Annotated in this window: 15 protein-coding genes and 4 pseudogenes; 4 read left to right on the forward strand and 15 right to left on the reverse strand. The window is 70.5% G+C overall.

The window, feature by feature from the left end; genetic code table 11:
- The first annotated feature begins 582 nt into the window (after nucleotides 1-582).
- On the forward strand, nucleotides 583-1,893 hold the full coding sequence (locus ACH4E7_RS42840) for a S8 family serine peptidase (RefSeq protein ID WP_396254637.1): 1,311 nt from the start codon (nucleotides 583-585) through the stop codon (nucleotides 1,891-1,893).
- A gap of 146 nt (nucleotides 1,894-2,039) precedes the next feature.
- Complete coding sequence (locus ACH4E7_RS42845; protein WP_396254638.1) at nucleotides 2,040-2,390, forward strand: hypothetical protein; 351 nt, start codon at nucleotides 2,040-2,042, stop codon at nucleotides 2,388-2,390.
- Here ACH4E7_RS42845 and ACH4E7_RS42850 read toward each other — a convergent pair.
- The 9 genes and pseudogenes from ACH4E7_RS42850 to ACH4E7_RS42890 all read right to left on the reverse strand — a co-directional run.
- Nucleotides 2,290-3,036 carry a DEAD/DEAH box helicase family protein gene (locus tag ACH4E7_RS42850; protein ID WP_396254639.1) on the reverse strand — a complete coding sequence of 249 codons (747 nt, stop codon included), beginning with the start codon at nucleotides 3,034-3,036 and terminating at the stop codon, nucleotides 2,290-2,292. The two genes, ACH4E7_RS42845 and ACH4E7_RS42850, sit on opposite strands and share 101 nt — an antisense overlap.
- A gap of 125 nt (nucleotides 3,037-3,161) precedes the next feature.
- Entirely contained in the window at nucleotides 3,162-3,488 is a 327-nt protein-coding gene (locus ACH4E7_RS42855) for a hypothetical protein (protein WP_396254640.1), read from the reverse strand.
- Nucleotides 3,434-4,183 carry a hypothetical protein gene (locus ACH4E7_RS42860; RefSeq protein WP_396254641.1) on the reverse strand — a complete coding sequence of 250 codons (750 nt, stop codon included), beginning with the start codon at nucleotides 4,181-4,183 and terminating at the stop codon, nucleotides 3,434-3,436. The genes ACH4E7_RS42855 and ACH4E7_RS42860 overlap by 55 nt, the downstream gene beginning before the upstream one ends.
- Before the next feature lie 1,224 nt (nucleotides 4,184-5,407).
- The gene (locus tag ACH4E7_RS42865) at nucleotides 5,408-6,490 is read right to left on the reverse strand and encodes an ATP-binding protein (protein WP_396254642.1); all 1,083 of its coding nucleotides are present in this window, start codon (nucleotides 6,488-6,490) and stop codon (nucleotides 5,408-5,410) included.
- 502 nt (nucleotides 6,491-6,992) lie between these two features.
- Nucleotides 6,993-7,157, reverse strand: a complete 165-nt coding sequence (locus ACH4E7_RS42870; RefSeq protein WP_396254643.1) for a hypothetical protein — start codon at nucleotides 7,155-7,157, stop codon at nucleotides 6,993-6,995.
- A gap of 288 nt (nucleotides 7,158-7,445) precedes the next feature.
- Nucleotides 7,446-7,649, reverse strand: a complete 204-nt coding sequence (locus ACH4E7_RS42875) for a cold-shock protein (RefSeq protein ID WP_396254651.1) — start codon at nucleotides 7,647-7,649, stop codon at nucleotides 7,446-7,448.
- 187 nt (nucleotides 7,650-7,836) lie between these two features.
- Nucleotides 7,837-8,052, reverse strand: a complete 216-nt coding sequence (locus ACH4E7_RS42880; protein ID WP_396254644.1) for a hypothetical protein — start codon at nucleotides 8,050-8,052, stop codon at nucleotides 7,837-7,839.
- A gap of 357 nt (nucleotides 8,053-8,409) precedes the next feature.
- The gene (locus ACH4E7_RS42885; protein ID WP_396254645.1) at nucleotides 8,410-10,116 is read right to left on the reverse strand and encodes an IS1182 family transposase; all 1,707 of its coding nucleotides are present in this window, start codon (nucleotides 10,114-10,116) and stop codon (nucleotides 8,410-8,412) included.
- A 65-nt stretch (nucleotides 10,117-10,181) separates the two neighbouring features.
- A pseudogene (locus tag ACH4E7_RS42890) lies at nucleotides 10,182-10,439 on the reverse strand (hypothetical protein); the annotation flags it as partial.
- A gap of 193 nt (nucleotides 10,440-10,632) precedes the next feature.
- On the opposite strand from ACH4E7_RS42890, the pseudogene ACH4E7_RS42895 reads away from it, so the two are divergent.
- Nucleotides 10,633-11,353: pseudogene (locus tag ACH4E7_RS42895) on the forward strand (IS6 family transposase).
- 840 nt (nucleotides 11,354-12,193) lie between these two features.
- On the opposite strand, the gene ACH4E7_RS42900 reads toward ACH4E7_RS42895, so the two are convergent.
- The 4 genes and pseudogenes from ACH4E7_RS42900 to ACH4E7_RS42915 form a co-directional block, all read right to left on the reverse strand.
- Nucleotides 12,194-12,586 (reverse strand): peptidoglycan-binding protein, encoded by a 393-nt coding sequence (locus ACH4E7_RS42900; RefSeq protein WP_396254646.1) that lies wholly within the window; start codon nucleotides 12,584-12,586, stop codon nucleotides 12,194-12,196.
- Between the two features lie 1,297 nt (nucleotides 12,587-13,883).
- Nucleotides 13,884-14,615, reverse strand: coding sequence for a hypothetical protein (locus tag ACH4E7_RS42905; protein WP_396254647.1), 732 nt, complete (start codon nucleotides 14,613-14,615; stop codon nucleotides 13,884-13,886).
- Nucleotides 14,616-14,650: 35 nt separating this feature from the next.
- Nucleotides 14,651-15,337 carry a transcriptional repressor LexA gene (gene lexA, locus ACH4E7_RS42910; protein WP_396254648.1) on the reverse strand — a complete coding sequence of 229 codons (687 nt, stop codon included), beginning with the start codon at nucleotides 15,335-15,337 and terminating at the stop codon, nucleotides 14,651-14,653.
- Between the two features lie 784 nt (nucleotides 15,338-16,121).
- Nucleotides 16,122-16,268 (reverse strand): annotated as a pseudogene (locus ACH4E7_RS42915) (LysR family transcriptional regulator); the annotation flags it as partial.
- 525 nt (nucleotides 16,269-16,793) lie between these two features.
- Between ACH4E7_RS42915 and ACH4E7_RS42920 the strand changes: the two are divergent.
- A pseudogene (locus ACH4E7_RS42920) lies at nucleotides 16,794-17,105 on the forward strand (SDR family NAD(P)-dependent oxidoreductase); the annotation flags it as partial.
- Between the two features lie 401 nt (nucleotides 17,106-17,506).
- Here ACH4E7_RS42920 and ACH4E7_RS42925 read toward each other — a convergent pair.
- Both ACH4E7_RS42925 and ACH4E7_RS42930 read right to left on the reverse strand, forming a co-directional pair.
- On the reverse strand, nucleotides 17,507-18,712 hold the full coding sequence (locus tag ACH4E7_RS42925) for an RICIN domain-containing protein (RefSeq protein WP_396254649.1): 1,206 nt from the start codon (nucleotides 18,710-18,712) through the stop codon (nucleotides 17,507-17,509).
- Between the two features lie 830 nt (nucleotides 18,713-19,542).
- The coding region (locus ACH4E7_RS42930) for a transposase (RefSeq protein WP_396254650.1) at nucleotides 19,543-20,234 on the reverse strand (692 nt) is incomplete at its 5' end.

Genomic DNA, 20,234 nt, shown 5'->3' on the forward strand with positions numbered 1-20,234 from the left:
CCCCTGTACGACGGCGAAGCGCTCTCCACGACAGGCCCTTCCCAGCCACGACCAACCCGAAGATCATCTCACTCACCGATCAACGTGACAGCACCCTCGCGGAACCCGTGCACCCCTCCTGTCGGGTCCCGCACACGGGGCACGGCATCGGATCTTCCCGGGTCCGCGCCGTCACCCGGATCAGGCCACCCTCGTCTGCCACACCCTCGATGACCAGCGCCGACAACTCCGAAAACACCACGCCCAGAAGCTCGTTGACCTCCCGCACACCATGCCAACGATGCCGGTCACCCTTCGTTACCACCGATTACGGAACAGAGCCGAAGACACCATACAGACCCTCCGCCCCGACGGCCTGACCCCGGCGGTGCTGCGCCAAACCAGCTGGGGTGATGGTCCGCCAGAGTGATCGCGTCACGGTGTCCGGCGCAACGCGATCGGCCGCGGGCCGAGCACTGCGACGATGGCGACCACATCGAGCGGTCCACCATTGCGGGGACCGCCCACCGAACGGGAACACACGGCTCGGGCCGGACGACGCCTCGACGGGCCCCGAGCCCGGGCCGACGGAACGAGGAGTCCATGCGGCCCACCCCACTCATGCGTTTCCTGCTCGCACTCCCCCTGCTCCTGGGCCTCGCCGGCATCGCCGCGCCCGCGCAGGCCCTCACACCGGCCGGCGGCAGCGTGCAGCCGTCCGACCCGCCGGCCCCGACCGCCGAACGAGCCTGCGCACCGGCCCAGCCCCCGGCGGCGGACGCGCCGACCACAACACTGACCGCCCCGTCCGGCGCGGTGGCCGAGGTGCCGTCCGACCTGCGGGCGCCCTGTTTCGCCCTGATCCGCACCGACCTGCGCCGGCTGCGACGCCTTCAGCCCGGCACCGAGCCGCCGGGCTTCGGAGCGCGCGACCTCCAGGCCGCCTACGACCTGCCCCGCAACGGCGGCAGGGACCGGACGGTGGCCATCGTGGTGGCCTTCGACGACCGCACCGCCGAGAGCGACCTCGCGGTCTACCGGGAGCAGTACCACCTGCCGCCGTGCACCACCGCCAACGGGTGCTTCCGCAAGATCAACCAGAACGGCGGCAGCACCCCGCCCCCGACCACCGACCCCGGCTGGGTGGTGGAGACCGCCACCGACCTCGCCGCCGTCAGCGCCGCCTGCCCGGACTGCCACCTCCTGCTGGTCGAGGCCGACGACGAGCTGCTCCGCAACGAGATCCACGCGGTCGGCCAGGCCTTCCAGCAGGGCGCCACGTTCATCTCGATGAGCTTCGGCGCGCCGGAATTCCCCAACCAGACGCTCCTCGACGCGTTCTTCAACCACCGCGGCATCGCCTTCGTGGCCAGCAGCGGTGACATCGGCTACCCCAACCCGACCTGGCCGGCGGCCTCCCAGTTCGTCACCGCCGCCGGCGGTACCAGCCTGCACCGGCAACGGTTCCCCCTGCCGCCGTTCACCCGCTGGGGCTGGTCCGAGAGCGCCTGGTCCGGCTCCGGCTCCGGCTGCTCGTTCTTCGAGCCGAAGCCGTCCTGGCAGCACGACCCCGGCTGCGCCAACCGCACCATCGCCGACATCTCCGCCGTCGCCGACCCCGCCACAGGCATCGCCGTCTACTTCACCGACCCCACCGACGGCGCCGGCTGGCACGTGATCGGTGGCACCAGCGTCGCCGCACCGCTGATCACCGGCATGTACGCGGTCGCGGGCACCCCCGGCGCCAACGACTTCGCCGCCTCCTACCCCTACGCCCGGCCCCGGGCCTTCAACGACATCGTCACCGGCTCCAACGGCTCCTGCGGCGGCTCCTACCTCTGCACGGCGCTCCCCGGCTACGACGGCCCCACCGGCCTCGGCACCCCCCACGGCGTCCGCGGCCTGCGCCGCTGACCCACCCCATCCCCTCGGCGCACCGGGCCGCCCCTGCGGCGGCCGGTGCGCCGTTCATTTCTTTGCGCGCATCACGCCAACGACACAGGGTGAGTTGCTTCACGGCCCTGCCCGCCGCGCTCATCCGTACGATGCCGAGGAGCGCCATGCCGAACACCCTCGACCCTGACCTCCCGCAAACTTTCCGAATCGAGCGCATCAGCGCCGACCTCCACCACGGCATCGCCCTCGACGACCACGGCCACCCCGAGTACACGCTCGTCGCCGTCGCGCTGCGCCACGACACCGGATGGCACGTGATCGACACGATCGGCTCGGTGACCGGGCTCGCGGACGAGCAGGAGGCGCTCGCCTGCCTTGCCGAGGTGACTGCCGAACGCCTTGGCTCATCTTCGATCAACGACGGCCGCCACCTGGATGTTGACGGCATGTGTCTGTGCGCCAACCGCTGTTGCATGCCGGGATGGGACGCCGAGGGCCGCGCGGGGTGGCGGTGAAGTACAGGCGCCGCGCGGCGGCGACCTGGTCGTCGGTGTGGACGGCGGCCCAGGGCTTGCCGTCCGAGCCTGCGGTGCGGTGGGCTTCGTCGATGACGACCAGGTCCCAGGCGGGCAGGCCGTGCAGCCGGTGGGCCTGGACGATGCGCTCCAGCGAGGCGTAGGTGGCGTACACGGTGACCGGCTGGTCGGGCTTCTCGGTGGCGACCAGGTCGGCGATCCGCGGGGCCTTGGTGGTCACCTGGGCGTGGACGCGGCCGTCGGCCTCCGCGCTCTCCAGCGCCTCCTCCCGCGAGCATGCCGCCACCGCCAGGCCACGGCGGCCGCCCTTCGTCGACCAGGACTCGGCGGTCTGCTCCAGCAGCTCGATCGTCGGCACCAGCACCAGTACCCGACCCCGCGCGGCCAGGCGGCGGGCGCAGCCGGCGGCGATCAGCGTCTTGCCGGATCCGGTCGCCGCGACGACCGTCGCCCGGCCGCCGTCCTTCACCTCCCGGACAGCGGCCGCGACGGCGTCCTTCTGGAACCAGTGCAGCGGCAGCGAGTTCACAGCTGTGCCGAGCGGCTGGGCGGGCACGGGCGGCTGCGGCTGCGGGCGCAGCCCGGCCGGCACGTCCTGCTCGGCGGTGGCGGTGGTGGTCTCCACGGCGGTGCTTCTCCTTCGGATGCTGAGACGGCGGGGCCGGTGCGGGCGGTGCTGTGGGAGGGTCGGGGGCGGGCGGCCTCTCCCTGCGGCCAGGTCATGGTTGGGGAGAGGCCAGCCGGGCCTACTCACTGCTCGGGGATCCAGCCGCGGACCTCCAGGTAGGCGATGTCGGCGTCCTCGACGGCGCGGCCGGTCTCCACCAGCCAGGCCCGCATGGCCTCGGTGACGTCGCCGTGGTGGTCGGCGACCCGCTGGGACCACTCGGCGGCGTCGAACCCGCCGGTGCTGGCGGAGCCGTGGGTGCGCTCCTCGGTGCCGTCCGCGCGGGGGACGAAGCCGCGCCGGATGCCGCCGGAGTCCTGCTCCGAGCCCGCGCTGTAGACGTACTGGTTGGCCTTCATCCGGACCGTGAACGCCAGGCGGCCGCCGGCCTGGCCGGTCTCGTGCACCACGGGCACGAGGTGGGAGGCGCCGGACTTGATAGCCTGCTTGCCCGCCCGGCCGGCCATGCTGCCGCCCGCCTCGCCCACGGTGTCCTTGCCCAGTCGTCGAGGCCGCCGGGCAGCGGGGCGCAGGGCAGGGCGCGGCGGGGTGGGGCCTGGCGTTGGTGTTCGCGGGGTGGGGCGTCGTGGGTGGTGGTGCCGGTGACGGCGGTGATGATGACCTCGTTGATGAGCATGGCGTGGCGGGCGCCGGTCTGGCCGGCGCCGCGGGCGTTGCCGCCCATGTCGCGGTCGTCTTCGAGGGCTTCGGCGGCGGCGAGCAGGCCGAGCGGGGTGAGGCCCCAGATCTTCTCCGCGCCGGGGCCGCCTGGCTGTGGCTTGGAGCCGGCGGTCTTGTCGGTGGGTTTGCGGCCGGGCGGGCAGGTGGTGCCGCGTGGCTCGACGAGCTTTTGCTTCTCCAGGTCTTTGACGGCTTCGGCGACGTGCTCGGTGCGGTTGTGCTCGCGGTCGTCGGTGCCGCCCGCGATCAGGGCGTGGAGCTGCTTGTAGGTGGCGATCTTGAGGACGCCGAGGACGGCGAGGACGTCGTCCCGTACTGGGCCCCAGGAGCCGTTGGGGTTGCGGGCGGAGCGGCGGAAGTGGACTCGGCCGGGCCGGGCTGGCGGTTGCTGTTCGTCTCGGGCGTGCTCCTGGTCCTCGTGCATGTCCGCTCCCCGTCGTTGGTGCTGATCTTCCTCATCTCTCTACCTCACGGCACCGACACCCGGCCGCCGCCCACCGCCCCCGGCCACCCAGCGCCGACCACCGGGAGGCGCGCGGCCACCCGGCCGCGAGGGGAAGGGGCAGAGCGGACCCGGAGCGGCAAGCAGGGCCCGTCGGACCAGGAGCGAACCCGGGACCGTACCGCCCCACCCAACCGCCAACCACCAACACCACAAGCCAAGGGAAAGAAGGGGAGGGAGAGGGTTGTCGGCAAGCTTGGTGGCCTCGATTTTGGGCCCTGGCCTGCGGGAATGTCGAAACCCTTGGGAGGGAAGCCCCCCGGGGCAGCACCCGGGAACGTCCCCGGGGAGACACCCGGGGATTTGTTCCGCCTCGCCGGGCCTTGGGCGCGCTCTGACGGCGGCTCACAGCGGCCCTGGACGGCCACGAGGAACGCTACCCGCCACGGGTCCGCCGCACGCCGCCGACGGCCGTTCTGGCGTCGCCTCAGGCCCGTAGCGTGCCGAGCGTGGAGACCGTCGGCACCGGCCCCGGGCGCAGCCGGGCCGGCGGGGCGGCGGGGGTGGGGATGTGGCGCAGCGCGGCGATGGCGTCGACGGCGGCCTGCTGGGTGGGCTGGGGCGGTTACGGGCGGGCCGGAGGGTCTGGGGCTGGCGCGGGGCGGGTCCAGGGCGGTTGCCGGCGGCGGGACGGGTGTAGGGCGTCATGGGCGCTGGGTCCGCCGCGCCGGGCGGCCGGGGTGCTGCTCACGTCCGGGTCAACGAGCGGGGCCCGGTGCCGTGGCGGGCGGCGGTCGCGGCGCCGTCGCGGGCCGCTTGCGAGACCTTCCACTGGGCCGTACGGGACACCCGGGGTGCTGCTGCTCTCTCGGCCATCCGAGGGCCGTGGAGAGAAGTAGTCGGCGTCCGCGTGTCGGGTTGTCCCGTGCTCTGACCTGCGGCATCAAGGTTTCCGGGGGCTACCTCGATGCAACCTCAGAGGCAACCCCACGGGCAACCTCAGAGGCAACCTCAGAGGCAGCCGGTCACGGCTGTGACTTTGCACGGTAGATGGCCACTTTGCAGGGTTGATGGCCAAGGTTTTCACGCTATCTGGCCAGCCTGAGCAGGCTGGTTGGCCACGGGTCATGTCACTGGTTGACCGCCGTGTGCTGCCGGCCGCCCTGTTGGCCGATTCCCTGGGACCAGCAGGCGGCCTGCTGCTGGTCAGTCCCGAGGGGCGCCCTTGATGATCCGGCCGATGATGGCTGCGGCCCGCTCCGGGTGCTCTTCCAGCCACCTGCCGAGGTGTTGCCGGACGGCCTCTTCGACGCAGACACGCACTGCGGCGTTGCCCAGCACGCCCCGCGTGGAGCCATCGAACTCGGGATCGTCCAGCTTCACTGACACGACCGCCGTCAGGCCCTCGCCGATTCGATCGCCTTCCAGGTTGGGGTCCGACGTTGTCAGCAGTCGCTGCTCCCGTGCGTACGCGGTGACCGCGGCCGCCACTCCGTCGCGGAAGCCGCGCTCGTGGGTGCCACCGATGGTGGGTCGACTGTTGGCGAAGCTCCGAAGCCGTTCCTCTGGGGAGTCACGCCAACGAAGGGCGACCTCCACCGATCCGGCCATTCGCGGGTCCTCCCGCTCGAAGCCGACGATCTGCCGATGAACGGGTGTCTCTTCCTGCTCGTCGAGGAGGGCCACGAAGTCCCGCGCACCGCCCGGGTACCGGAACCGTGCCGACCGGGACTCGCCCGGACCGCGCTGGTCGGTCAGTGAGATCTCCAAGCCCTTGTTCAGCAAAGCCAGCTCCCGGAAGCGATCGGCCAAGCCGTCGAACGAGAACCCCGCTGCCCCGAAGATGTCAGCGTCGGGCCAGAAGGTGATGGTGGTCCCGCTTCCGGTCGAGGTGCCCGCCTCGGTAAGCGGGGTGACGGCCACGCCACGCGCGTACTCCTGGACCCAGCGGGCTCCCCCACGCCGCACCTCGGCCGTCATCCGGCTCGACAGGGCGTTGACGACGAAGGGTCCCACCCCGCAGAAGCCGAGCGTCACGTCGTGGCGGCCTCCGGTCCCCGCCCCGGTCTGCATGCGGGTCAGCAGGGCTTCGAGGCCGGAAGTGCCGCTGGCTCCCGATTCGTCGATATGAACTCCCCGCCCGTCGTCGGCGACACGCACGCCGCCGTCGGGTGTGAGGGTGACGTCGACGCAGCTGGCGTGGCCGGCGAGGACCTCGTTCACGGCCCGGTCGGCGACCTCGAAGACCATGTGGCGCAGGCCGCGTTCACCGGTCGAGCCGATGTACATCCCGGGCCGCTTCCGGATGGCCTCGCACCCTTCCAGCACCTGTATCTGGCTGGCGTCGTACTCGCTGGCTTCCCCGCTCATGTTGTCCCCTCCGATGCTGTCCTGCAGAACTCCTCACCCTAGGCGAATCCCTGGAAAATACCAGGTCAGACTGTGTTTGCTGGGTCCACAGGCGGGCAGGTGAGAGCTCGTCCGGAGGCGGTCGACCCCGGAGTCGCGAACTGGCGCCGGACTTCCGCCACGGGCCCGGCGAAGCCGCGTACGACGCCATTCCCACCGGCGCCGAGGTCACCAATTTCATGAATTTGCGCGTCGCCCAGGAGTTTTAGGAGTTCTCGCAGAGGCGATCGAGGCGGTCCACCGGGAGGGCAGAGCCTCCCGCCGTACCTGCACAACAGCGGCCCGTACAAGGCACCACGTACGGCTGAACACCGCCCGGCTCGGAGCCACGCGTACAGCCTGGCCAACTACCCTGAAAACTTTGGCCAATTACCATGCACAGTCACAACGGCTGGCGGACGAGGCCGGCGGCGTCGATCAGGCCCTGGTCCAGGGCCTGGCGGACGAGCAGGGCGGCGTCGTCGGCGGTGTCGCAGGCGAGCGGGCGGCCGGGAGCCGTGGAGTCGACGAGGAAGCGGCCGTCGACCAGCACGGCCCAGCCGTCCACGCGGCCGGCGCCGTGCTCGATCCAGCCGAGCGCCCGGCCGTCCTTGCGGACGTAGAAGAGGCCGGGGGCCCGGCTCCAGCCGACGAGGTCCCAGCCGGGGCCGAGCAGCCGGGCGGACGGGCGGACGGGGCGCGCGTCTCATCCAGCGGACAGCTATGCAGCTGCGGTGGCCAGTGCGCCTTGTGGCCGGGGCACCGTTTGCACCGGGGTTCCGGTCGCCGGGTCGGCCGCCGTACCGGCCTGGCCGTCGACGCGGACTCAGGAGGCGGAGCGCAAGGGATGCCTGTGTCAGAGCGGCCTGATGTTCGCGGCCTGCAAGCCCTTCGGGCCGGTCTTGACTTCGAACTCGACCTTTTGGTTCTCCTGCAAGGTCTTGAACCCCTCCGTCCTGATCTCCGAGAAGTGGGCGAAGAGATCGTCACCTCCGCCCTCCGGGGTGATGAGCCCGTACCCCTTGGCGTCGTTGAACCACTTGACCGTTCCAGTCGCCATCGTGTCGCCCTTCTCGTTGAACGAAGCCGCGCCAGGCATCCAACCCTGCCATGGACATGATCGATTCTCAGGTTAGCGTCACCGCCTTCCGCAGGGGGCAGAACGCCGAGATACCAGGTGCGGCCAAGCTGGTCCAGGGTGGGCTTTTCAACGAGCGCCATCAACGCCGGGCCGCCGGCGGTGCGGGTCAGGTCAGCTGCTGGCCCCGGCCGGCGCGGAGCAGGGCGACGGCGTGGGGCGCGTCCGTGGAGAGCCAAGGGTCGCCGTCGGTGGCGTCGATGATCAGGCGGCCCTGGATGTAGGCGCCCCAGCCGTCGCCGAGCGCCTCGATCCAGCCCAGCAGCTGGCGGTTCGGGTCGCGGACGGCGAACAGGTCGGGAGCGCTGCTCCAGCCCTCCACCACCAGGTCGCTCCCGTCAATGCTCCAGGTGTCGGTCGGGGCGCCCAGGCCGCGGGCGAGCGGCGAGTGGGTGGTGGGCTCGGCGGCGAGCGCCAGGCGCAGCTGCTGGGGGACGGTGGCCGGGTTCTGCGCGGCGGCGGTGTCCGTGGTGGTGTCGATGCTCGGGGTTGTGGCGGTCCGCGGCGGGATGGCGTCAACGTTGACGGCGGGGCCGTCGAGCAGGCGACCGGCCGGGAAGTCGTCCCCGGCGGTGACGGGCAGCTTGCCGAGGAGCTGGCGTACGACCTCGGCCCCGACGTCGTCACCGGAAGCCTGGCTTTGTTCACGAGAACGACTCTGTTGCTTAATTCGGGTTGGTGATCAAGCTGCGAGTTGGTGAGCGAGTCGTGTGAGTCGGCTGGTCCGCGGGCGTCGGGCCTGATCGGTCCAGTGGGCGTCGAGCCGGATGACGTTGATCGCGGTGGCGGAGTAGGCGTGTTGCAGGCTGACCTTGGGCAGGCCGCGGTAGCGGGCCCGGCGCAACCCGGTGGCGTCGAGGGCCTGGTTGATCGTGCCCTCGATCCCGGCGCGGAGGGCGTACTTGGCCTGCCAGGTGTCGGTCTTCTGCTCGGCGCGGGCGGCGGCGACAGTCTCGTGCAGCTCGCGGGGTCGCAGGGTGAGCATGCGGTTGTCGCGCGCGGCGGTGGTGCACTTGCGGCGGGAAGGGCAGGGGCTGCAGTCAGCTCGGGCGAACTCGATCACGATGGCGTCGTGGCCGTGCTGCTGGACGGGATACCAGCCGGTGCTGGTACGGCTTTCAGGGCAGCGGACCTGACGAGCTGTCCAGTCGATGCGGAAGGCGCTCTTGTCGAAGCCTTCGGCGGCCCGGGCCTGCGCGGAGTGGTCGGCCGGCAGCGGTGTGATCACGGTGATGCCCTCGCCTGCGGCGGCGGTGACCAGCTCGGCGCAGGGGTAGCCGGAGTCGAGGTAGTGCTCGCCCGGCTTGACCTGTCGCTCTGTCAGGCGCTGTTGGATGCCGGCGGTGGCGGTCACGTCCGGTGCGGTCGAGACGGTGGTGGTCACATCGGTGATCAGGTTCGGGGCCTGGGCGTCGGCTCCGGCCGCAGCTGCGGCGCCGGTGGTGCCGTCGTCGCAGGTTTCGGTGAGGTGGACCTTGTAGCCGCACCAGAACAGCTCGTCTCCCTTGGCGGACCAGCGCGCGTCGCGGTCGTAGGGGGAGGCGAGCCGCAGATGGCCGGGCGGGACGCCGTCCACCTCGGCCTCCCGCTTCCTGACCACCTCCCGTCCCCGGGCGTCGGTGTGCACGTAGTAGGTCTGCATGAAGATCCGCCGCAGCAGCTGGACTGCCTCGATCTCCCGCAGCCACACCGGGGCGTCGGGCGCGTGGATCGCGTGCAGCAGTGCGGGCGCGTCCTGGCCGTAGACCTCGGCCAGCCGGTCCCGCTTCGTCTTCGACGTGGGCAGCCGCCATGAGTCGACCCTGGCCGCATACCGCAGTTCCAGCTCCGTTACCGGCATCGCCTGCCCGAGCCAGGACGGGGCCGCGACGGCCAGTGCCTCCAGCGCCGCGCGCACGCTCTCCCCGGCCAGCTCCAGCCGGTTCAGGTCCCGCACCGCGCTGATGACATGGGTGGAGTCGGTGCGCTGCTTGCCCCCGGCGCCGATCAGCCCCTCCTGGCGGCAGTGTTCCACCAGCCGGTCGAAGAGCAGGCGCTCCATGCCGTGCTCGACCAACCGGGCCCGGAACTTCGCGAGCACCGTGAAGTCGAACCCCGGATCGGCAAGTTCCAGGCCGAGGGCGTACTTCCAGTCGATCGCGCGGACCGCCATGTCCGCGGCCTGGCGGTCGGTCAGGTTCTCGGCGAACTGCAGCACTGTGACCAGGGCCGGCATCCCCGGTGACAGGCCCGGCGCCCCGCGCACCCCAAACGCGGACACGAACGGCTCGTCCGCGAAGACCTCCGCCAGCTTCTCACGCACCCGCATCGCCAGCGTCCCCGTCGGGAAAGCCGCCGCCGCGACCAGCGCCGTCTGCTCCGGGACCTCCGGCAGTCCCGCCCCCCTCATCGACACCCGCACCACCCCCGCAACCGCCTGCCCACGAGACAACCGCAGGAGCGATCATGCCGCAGTCAACCGACCTGCGGTCCGAATTGAGCAACAGAGTCCTGGCCGCGTTCAAAGCGGGTCCCGGCGTGGACGAGGGCAACGAGGTGGGGTGCATTCACGGCTCGCCAGCGGGCCTGGGCGGACTCGACGAGCTTGAAGACCATCGCCAGGGCGGCGGCTCGGGATCCGGCGCCCTTGGTGACCTTGGTCCGCAGACGGACGGTCACGAAGGTCGACTCGATGGGGTTGGTTGTCCGCAGGTGGATCCAGTGCTCGTAAGGTCGACCCGGAGCGCGGTGCTGGCCTTGCGACCAGCCCGTTTCCCCGGGCCGCCTCCCGAACCCGTCGTGCCCATTACTGAGCAACGGGCTCTCCACGAGCCCCATCGGGGCCCGAAGAGTTCGTCAGGCGCTGTCGCGTTGGCCGACCGGGTGAGATGATCTTCTGATCGATCACGGTGGAGGGGGATCATTCGTGGAGAGCACGTCGCCGTCGTACAGGGGTCACCGGTACCCGGTCGAGGTCATCTCCCACTGTGTGTGGCTGTACTTCCGGTTCCCGCTGTCGTTTCGCGAGGTGGAGGAGCTGATGCTCCAGCGCGGTGTCGTCGTCTCCTACGAGACGGTCCGGCGGTGGTGCCTGAAGTTCGGGCAGACCTACGCCGATGCGCTGCGCCGCAGGCAGCCCCGGATCGGGGACAAGGTGGCATCTGGACGAGGTCTTCATCAAGGTCAACGGCGAGCGGAAGTACCTGTGGCGGGCCGTTGACCAGGACGGCAACGTGCTGGACATCCTCGTGCGGGGGCGGCGGGACAAGGCCGCGGCCAGGCGCTTCCTGCGCCGCCTCCTCAAGCGGACCCGCGCGGTGCCGAGGGTGATCGTCACGGACAAGCTCCGCTCCTATGGAGCCGCCTACCGCGAGGTCATGCCGTCCGTGGAGCACCGCTCCCACAAGGGTTTGAACAACCGGGCCGAGAACAGCCACCAGCCCACCAGGCAACGCGAACGCGCCATGAAGGGCTTCCGCTCCGCCGGCGGAGCACAGAGGTTCCTGTCCGCGTTCAGCGGCATCTCACCCCACTTCCGACCCCGCCGCCACCTGATGGCCGCCACCGGCTACCGAGCCGAGATGACCGTCCGCGTCGCGATCTGGGAGCAGGTCACCGGAGCCGCCGGCCCGCCCACCCCGGCCTGAACACACAGCTGCAACCCGGCCCCGCCACACCCCGACACACCCTCAGGCACTCTCGCACCCAACAACGTGACAACGCCGGGGCGCCGGTTCCAGCAACCGCAGCAGGGCGTCGTGGCCGAGCCGGACGGCGACGTCGGCGGGCCGCTCCCCGTCCGTCGAGCGCAGGGTACGCCAGGCACCGGCGTCCAACAGCTGCTGGACGACCTCGGCCGGCGCGTTGTGCCAGGCGGCCTGGTGGCGGCACCCAGCCGCTGCGGCCGCCGGCCCGACGGGTGTTGGCCAGGCTGGGCGACTTCGCGACAGCGGCCAGCACGGCCGCCCAGTCGCCCCGGTGCGCCGCATCGGACAGCTGGTCCCGCTCGGCCTGGTGGACGTCCTTGTAGACGCCCCGCTCCGCCACGCCGTCCCAATCGGCCAACCGTTTCCCCCTCACTCCGCTGCGTCATGCTAGCCCGGAGCGCCCGGCCGTCCGGTTGTTCGAGGTCAAGTGCTCAGCTGGCGTCCTCGTCGTCTCCGGTCATGTCGTACTCGTCGACATCGAGCTCGCCGCCGTCACCGCTGGCCTGACGCTGCCCTGGAGCTCTGGCGTCGTCGAAAGACACGTTAAAGCTCCTGGATCGGGGAGCCATCGGCCAGGCACTGCGGGCAGTGCTGGACTCGGTCGGCCAGGACCAACGGTCGAGGGCTCCGCAGCCGTGGCCCTGCGCTCCGATGAGCAGCAGCAGCTTGCCTCCACGGATCAAGGACGTACATGCTGCCTCGTAGCGCGTCCTGATCGGCGACGCGCTACGACGCGATCTGCCCGCCAGCACAGCCGACGGGCAGTCGTGACGATCAGACTCAGCGGGTTGTGGGAAGCACCGAGGAACAGAAGTCCTTGTCGGATCCCTCGACCTCGCCACCCAGCCACCAGTCAACCATCCGGTTGCCCGTCTGTGGGCCGACGATGCCGTCGACATCGAGATTAGCGTTGCCGCCCTGGAAGTCCTTCACGCCCCGGAGCGTGGCAGGTCCGAAGACTCCGTCCATGTCAATGGCGAACGCGCCCTGCATCTTCTTGCCGTAATAGTTGTTGACCGCAATCTGAACGCATTTGACGCCCGGCCCGGACATCCCGTAGCTGATGTTTCCGACACGCGGGTTCGCGCTCGCCGACGTGGCGGCCCCCGTGACGGTCATCAGGAGAGCGGTGGCACCGACTGCCAAGCCCCTGAGCGATGCATGCTTGCCCATGTTCAACTGTCCCCCAGGAAAGGTAATTTCAAAATTCGCCGATATCACGTCAGCGATGCGACAACTAGAAGGGTGCGCTGCGGGTCGGCCGCTGGCGCATCTCAATCATACGCATTCGCAGAGATACTGATGGATCGTCAGCGCTGTCCCAGTGGCGGCAAGGCTGTCTCACGCCGAAAACCTGGACAATGAGACGCAGGTCAGCCTGTGAACATGAGACGTCCCACCACTGAGGTTGAGACAGGCAGGCCTACGAAGCCCTGGTCGGCTTCGGACAGCACGGTCATCGCTTCTATGGGAGAAGGCTGAGTTTTCCTGAAACCGGGCGAGGAGCCCGGGGACATTATGGAGTCGGACAGTTATGGTCCACTCGTTCACATTTTGACTGCTTTGAGGTCTCACAACGCACGCGTGGTGGAACCTCTGGGCAGCGCTGTGCCGGGCGGGGACGGGTCAACCTCCTCAGTGCCAGGGCGGCTCGCTCCCGTATCTTCGGGTCGGGGTCGTGCTCCATCAGCCGCAGATCGGACTCCGTCAGCCACCGCCGCCGCGCCCCGATGGCCAGCGCGGCGAAGCGCACGATGCGGTCCGGATCGGTGAGAGCGGCGCGAGCCGAGGCTGGCGCGCTGGAGGCGTCGAGGTGGGAGAGGCGTCTGATCGCTGCGGCTCTCACGGAGGCCCCGCAGCGGTAGGACGTCCTCCTCGGTGAGCACTCCTGAGGTCTCCAGAGGGCGCTGTCACGTTGGCGGGTGTCGTGGGATGATCTCGGTCTGGGGGTGTCGGGGAGGGACTTGTCGTGGGGCCGGACCGACACCGCGTCCTCGTAACCCGGGGTAGTCGCATGCCGCGGGGAACCCGCTGGCCGGGATGCTCGCGGTCACCCCGCAGAGGGCAGCATGGCGTTTCCGGGCGACGACCCGGGCTGCGGGAGGCGGCCCGGTCTACCGGGTGATCAGCCGAAGAATGCGGCGGGCAGGCTGGAGCGGGAGGCCCCGTGCTCGGGGGCCAGTACGGGTCGCGGGCGACCTGGATGTGCTCCCACAGCGGGCGCACGACGTCGGTGGATGCGTTCAGGGCGTCGACGACCTTGTCGATGACAGGCCAGTCGGGCACGGGTTCGGATGTCTGGTCTCCGAGGAGTCCGGCGACTTCCCGGGGCCCCCGCGAGGCCAGCGCCCCGACTCCGTCCTCCCGCCAGGCCTGGTGCCACTGGTGTGACGGCGGTCGGGCGGCAGCCGCGGCCCGGGTGCCCGGTTGTTCCCGGGCCGCTGTCGGCGCCTGCGCTCGCCGGCGGCCGTCACAGGGCCAGTGCGGCGAAAGCCGCGTCGAGGAATCCGTCCGGCAGGCCCGTTCCCCTCCAGGTCCAGTCGGACGGACTCACCGCCTCGGCGGCTTCCTCAACAGCCGATCCGGCGCTCGCGGGGTCTTCTGCGGGCAGGCCCAGGGCGACCACCGCCCAGGACGCCAGAGCCTCGACCCCCAGGTATTGCCACCACTCGGCGTCATCCCACCCCCGGCGGTCGGTGGCCTTGTTCGTCCAGGCCGTGCGGAAAAGCAAGGCGAGCGCGGAGCGCGGATCGGCTGCGGAGGCCTCGACAGCGCACCGCACGGTCCGCAGGTGCTCCAACTCCGCGGCCCACGGGTGCATCGCGAAGAATTCCAGGTTGCGGCGAAGGGTGGGCCGGAACGCCCGTCCCCGGCCACGGTTCCAGCGCTCGGCCGGTGTCCACAGGCCGCCCGGGCCATCACCCAGCCGTGCGGCCCGGGCCTGTGCTGCGACATCGCCGAGCACCGCGTCGCGCCATCCGAGCCCGTACGCCCTCTGAGCGGCGACGATCGCGTGGATCTGCCCGTCCGTGGCGGGCGCGTCGAGAAGCGCGTCGTCGCAGCCGTCCCACAGCACGGCGAGCGCCCCGGTCACCGCCTCCGTGCAGCGTGCGTGCAGATCAACCACGGGTACGCGGGTCCAGGGCAGCAGCGCCAGATAGGTCCTGTCCCACAACTCCCGCATGGTGATGTTCTCCGGCATGGTCCTGTCCTCGTCCACGGTCACCGTCCGGGCCATCAGAGGCGGCGCAGCACGGCGACGACCTTGCCGAGGATGGTGGCGTTGTCGCCGTTGATGGGTTCGTAGGCGGGGTTGTGGGGCATCAGCCAGACCTGGCCGTTATCGCGCTTGAGGCGCTTGACGGTGGCTTCGCCGTCGATCATCGCGGCGACGATGTCGCCGTTCTCGGCGACCGGCTGGCGGCGCACGACGACGGTGTCGCCGTCGCAGATGGCCGCCTCGATCATGCTGTCTCCGCGCACGGTGAGAGCGAACAGCTCGCCCTCGCCGACCAGTTGGCGGGGCAGCGGGAGGACGTCCTCGACCGTCTGCTCGGCCAGGATCGGACCACCGGCGGCGATCCTACCCACCAGCGGCACGGGGATCGGAACCTCGGCGCTGTCGGTGGTGTCGGTGGGTGCGGTCTGGCGGTCGGCCCACACGCGGTACGCGCGGGGCCGGTGCGGGTCGCGATACAGGTGGCCCTTGCGCTCCAGGGCCTTCACTTGGTGGGCGACGGAGGAGGTGCTGGTCAGGCCGACGGCCTCGCCGATCTCGCGCATGGACGGCGGGTAGCCGCGGCGCTGGACGGAGTCGCGGATGACCTCGGTCACGCGGCGTTGGCGCTCGGTGAGGCCTTCGGCGTCGGTGCGCACGCCCGGGGGCCGGCCACTACGGGCGCGGGTTGTCGTGGTATCGGCCATGGTGCCCTCTCGATCGTGCGGGTGTCGACTGTATCCGGCGTCCTGCGAGTCCGTCACCGGGGTTGCAGGTTGGCTGACCTGCCCGGATTGCCTGCTCGGGGGTGCGCGCCGAGGTCATCGGAAGTCCCTGCTGCGGGCGCTGGGGGCGAGGGTGAACGGGACGAGGCGGGTGGCGACGAGGTTGACGGCGCCGTCGCGGCGTTCGGCCGTGCCGTGGACCAGCAGGCCGGCCGTCGGCGAACACCGCGTGCCCGCGCCTACCGATCATGCCACCGGTGCCTGGCCTCCGGTGTCCTTCGCATGCCGCCGCGGTCACGCCTGGCCTGTGACGGGCGGCGGACTCTCGGGCCACACTTCGAACGCCTGTGAAACCCCCGCTGGCGGTCCGGCACGGAAACGGCCGCGGATCAGCGCCGGGACCTTGGCCACGGCATCGGCTCGACCGCCGAGCTCCACTTTCACCGGGCCAGCACCGGCATGTGCGAGGACAACCGGCCGTGTGGCGGGTTCTGTGACCGGCGCCGAGGTATCCACCTGCCAGCGGGTACGGACCACCCGTCGCCGACAGCGACTACATCGCCGACGTCGCCCAGCTGCTGTTCACCGCCGGCTACCCCATCGGCCCCGCGTACCCGAGCGCGACCACCGTCCGTCCAGCCCCTGGTCGAGGAGCCGGACGCCCTCCAGGTGCAGGTCCTTCACCTTGGACGATCGCCACCACCGGATGAACGCCATGTCTTCTTCCCCCGCCGTCTCTCCCGGTCGGCCGATGGTAGTGGGCCTCCGAGCGGCGGTCGCGGTCGAACAGTCGCACTCCGAGGTCGCGCTCCATCGCCTTGATCTGCTGGGACAGAGAAGGACCGGCGATAAGGAGCCTGTCCGCAGCCCGTCCGAAGCTCAGCTCCTCCGCGACCGCGACGAAGTACCGCAACTGACGCTACTCCACGCCACCGTGCTATGTGCGGTGGAAGCCCGGGCCTACCACGAGGAGACGGACGGTCGTCGTCTTCCGCGATCCCCCCGCGCCGCCGGGACCGCCCCTGCGCAGAGGAACTGGACACCAGCCAAAAGGCCTCCCGCAGGTGCGGCGCCTCGGCACTGAACGCGACCATGGTCTCGGGGCGACGACCAACCTGTTCATCAAGCCCGACCACGCCAGGGCGGAGAGGTCACCACCGGAGCTCTCGCACCCCACGACGACCTCTTCGGCGAGTTCCCTGCCTCGGCCCGCCCCGCGCACAGCCAACCCCGGCCGGTTCCGGGGCGCCGGCTCCCTGACTCGGAGCACCAGCGGCGCGGAGCCCGGAGCACGGTCCTGCGACCGGCTTCCTCCCTCCTGGAAGGCGGAGACTCCCACCGCAGGTAGCGGGCGGGTGCTTGAGTCGGCCCGCCTGCACCCCCTGGAGGGGCATCCCGCTGTGGGAGCCAGCCCGGACAACCACTGGAGAAGGTCACCATGAGCACTCCCGGTCAGAAGGTCGCCGTCATCACGGGTGCGTCGCAGGGCATCGGCGCCAGCCTGGTCGACGCCTACCGAAAGCTCGGCTACGCCGTGGTCGCGACCTCGCGCAGCATCGCCCCGTCCCAGGACCCGAACGTCCTCACCATCCAGGGCGACATCGCCGACCCCGCCACCGCCGAACGCGTGGCCGGCGCCGCCATTGAGCGCTTCGGCCGCATCGACACCCTGGTCAACAACGCCGGCATTTTCATCGCCAAGCCGTTCACCGACTACACCCAGGCCGACTACGGCGCGGTTTCCTCCGTCGTGGCATTCGATCGATGATGTTCCAGCAGAGTTCTTGACCAGTTTCGGCCGGTCTCGCCCGGGCAACAGGTAAGGAAACACGGCCCGTTACCAAAAGGGCCGAAAGGATGAGGGCGATAGAAATCGGCTCAGCTGATTTTCGCGAGCTGAACGGCCTTCGGCTTCCCGCAGCTGCGAGTTGCCGCACTCGCGGCGGCCTCGCACCGCACTCGCTCCCGCTGAGTCCGATGCTCCGCGGTCAGGCCACCCCTCGGGATCACGCATTGCCCCCGGATGCACCCATCCCGAGATCAGCATCACGTCGGAGACGAAAACCTCACTTGTGGGTTCGGATAAGGCCGCACCCCGACCCGGGCGGGTGCCGGGTCGGGGTGCGTCGGGTCAGCGTGCGGGGTTGACTGCTACTGGAGCTTCCACTGCTGGTTCCAGGCGTTGTTGCAGGTCCAGACGCCGAGCGCCTTGGCGTCCTCGTCGTAGGTCAGGCAGTCCTGGTCGGTGATCCGGATCTGGTACTGGCCGCCGCCCATGCTGACGAGCTGCCACTTCTGCGCGTCGGCGCCGGTCCAGGGCATGGCCTCGGCGAAGAAGGTCTTGGTGTTCTCGGTCAGCGCGAGGCCGGACACGGCATTGGTGATCTTGTAGCGGCCGTTGCCCGTCGGGCTGAACTTCCAGGCGGAGTTCTTGGCGCCGCTGGCGCCGGCCAGGATCGAAGACCCCGTGAGCACCGGACCCCGGCCGTTCTTCACCTTGGGATAGTGCAGCCCGGCGATGCCGGCACCACCACCGCTACCACCCTTGCCACTACCACCCTTGCCGCCGCCGCCCTGGTGCGCGGGGTTGGCCGGGGTGGTGCTGGTGTCGCCGCCGTCGCCGTCGTTGCCGTCGTCGTTGCCGTCACCGTCGTCGCCGCCATCGTGCGTGGGGATGCCGGGGGTGCCCGGGGTGCCGATGATCGGGGTGCCACCACTCTTGGGGACGCCCGGGACCGTGATGTCGCGGGCGGGGAAGTGGATGATCCGCTTGCTGTCGACGCAGCGGATCAGCACGCAGGACCTGGTGGTGCTCACGGTCCGGTCGGAGTCGGAGCCGACGAAGGCCCAGTTCCCGTACCCGCCGTCGCCCTTGTTGGTGAAGGTCGAGTCACCCGCGAAGACCCAGATGCGGAAGTCGTCGTAGCCGGCCGGGCCGCCCTGCGAGTCATGGTGCTGCAGCTTGACGGTGGTGTCGACCAGCACCCCGTTCATGTTCGCCTCGTACACGTTGCGGAACCAGACGGTGTCGTAGAGATCGGTTCCGTCGTACTTGAACACCATGACGTTGTAACCGGGGGCCGCGGCACTCAGTTGGCTGGCCATCCCCTGGGTGAACGCGGCGTTGTCGGCCTGTGCCTGGAGGGCCGCACTGCGGAAACCGCCGATCAGGGCACCGATGGAGTTGATCAGAGCCGTGGTGCAGTTGCCGCCGCCCACGCTGCTCTGGCCGTCGCAGTCGACTGCGGCAGCCCGCTGCGGCGAGACCATCAGGCCCGCAACGGCCAGGCCCGACAGCAGGGCGCCCGCGACGGCGCGTTGGGCGAGCGTGTGGGACCGGCGGGAGAGACCGCGCATGCCGAAGTACCTCGATCACTGGGAGTGGTGAAGTTCGTCTACGGGGGAGAGACGATGCTCGGATGCTAGGTCCGCCCGAATGCCGTGACCCGGGCTCCTGACAGTTCCTTGATGGATCACTGATGATCTATTGGCAGGGTGCTGTCACGTTGACCGATGAGTGAGATGATCTTCGGGTTGGTCTGGCCGGGGAGTGGTCTGTCGTGGAGAGCGGGTCGCCGTCGTACAGGGGCCACCGGTACCCGGTGGAGATCATCTCCCATGCGGTGACCTTCAGGCAGAACCCATGACCAGCCGACGGCCGTTCTGGCGCCGCCTCAGGCCCGTAGCGTGCCGAGCGTGGAGACCGTCGGCACCGGCCCCGGGCGCAGCCGGGCCAGCGGGGCGGCCGGGGTGGGGATGTGGCGCAGCGCGGCGATGGCGTCGACGGCGGCCTGCTGGGTGGGCTGGGGCGGTTACGGGCGGGCCGGAGGGTCTGGGGCTGGCGCGGGGCGGGTCCAGGGCGGTTGCCTGCGGCGGGACGGGTGTAGGGCGTCGTGGGCGCTGGGTCCGCCGCGCCGGGTGGCCGGGGTGCTGCTCACGTCCGGGTCAACGAGCGGGGCCCGGTGCCGTGGCGGGCGGCGGTCGCGGCGCCGTCGCGGGCCGCTTGCGAGACCTTCCACTGGGCCGTACGGGACACCCGGGGTGCTGCTGCTCTCTCGGCCATCCGAGGGCCGTGGAGAGAAGTAGTCGGCGTTCGCGTGTCGGGTTGTCCCGTGCTCTGACCTGCGGCATCAAGGTTTCCGGGGGGCTACCTCGATGCAACCTCAGAGGCAACCCCACGGGCAACCTCAGAGGCAACCGCAGGAGCAACCTCCGGGGCAACCGCAGGGGCAACCGGTCACGGCTGGTGGACGAGGCCGGCGGCGTCGATCAGGCCCTGGTCCAGGGCCTGGCGGACGAGCAGGGCGGCGTCGTCGGCGGTGTCGCAGGCGAGCGGGCGGCCGGGAGCCGTGGAGTGGCCGGCCGTTCCACCAGGAGTGGAGGCGGATGAGATTGAGGGCGGTCGCGCTGGTGGTGTGGTCGAGATGGGTCTTGGCCAGGCCGCGGTAGCGGGCGCGACGGAGTCCGGTCGTGTGGGTGGCCTGGCGGATGGTGCCCTCGACGCCGGCGCGGAGCGCGTAGTCGCGTTGCCAGGTTCCGGTCTGCTGTCGGTTGCGGGCGTCGCGGATGGCCTCGGTGAGTTCGCGGGGGTGGAGGCTGAGCTGGCGGCGGTTGCTGCGGGCGCTGGTGCACCGGTCCCTGAAAGGGCAGGGGATGCAGTCGAGGGCGGCGAAGGAAACGACGGTCTTGGTCACGTCCTCTTGGACGACGTTGTTCCAGGTGGTGCTGGTCTTCCCGGAGGGGCAGACGGCCTGCCGGTTGTCCCAATCAACGGCGAAGTCATGGGCGGCGAACCCTTCTTGGGCTTTGGCTTGGCGGGAGGTGTCGAGCAGGACCGGAGTGATCAGGGCGACGCCGTAGGTCTTGGCCGAGCCCACGA

This window comes from Kitasatospora sp. NPDC018058 (assembly GCF_044327205.1).
In the GTDB taxonomy this organism is placed as follows: Bacteria; Actinomycetota; Actinomycetes; order Streptomycetales; family Streptomycetaceae; genus Kitasatospora.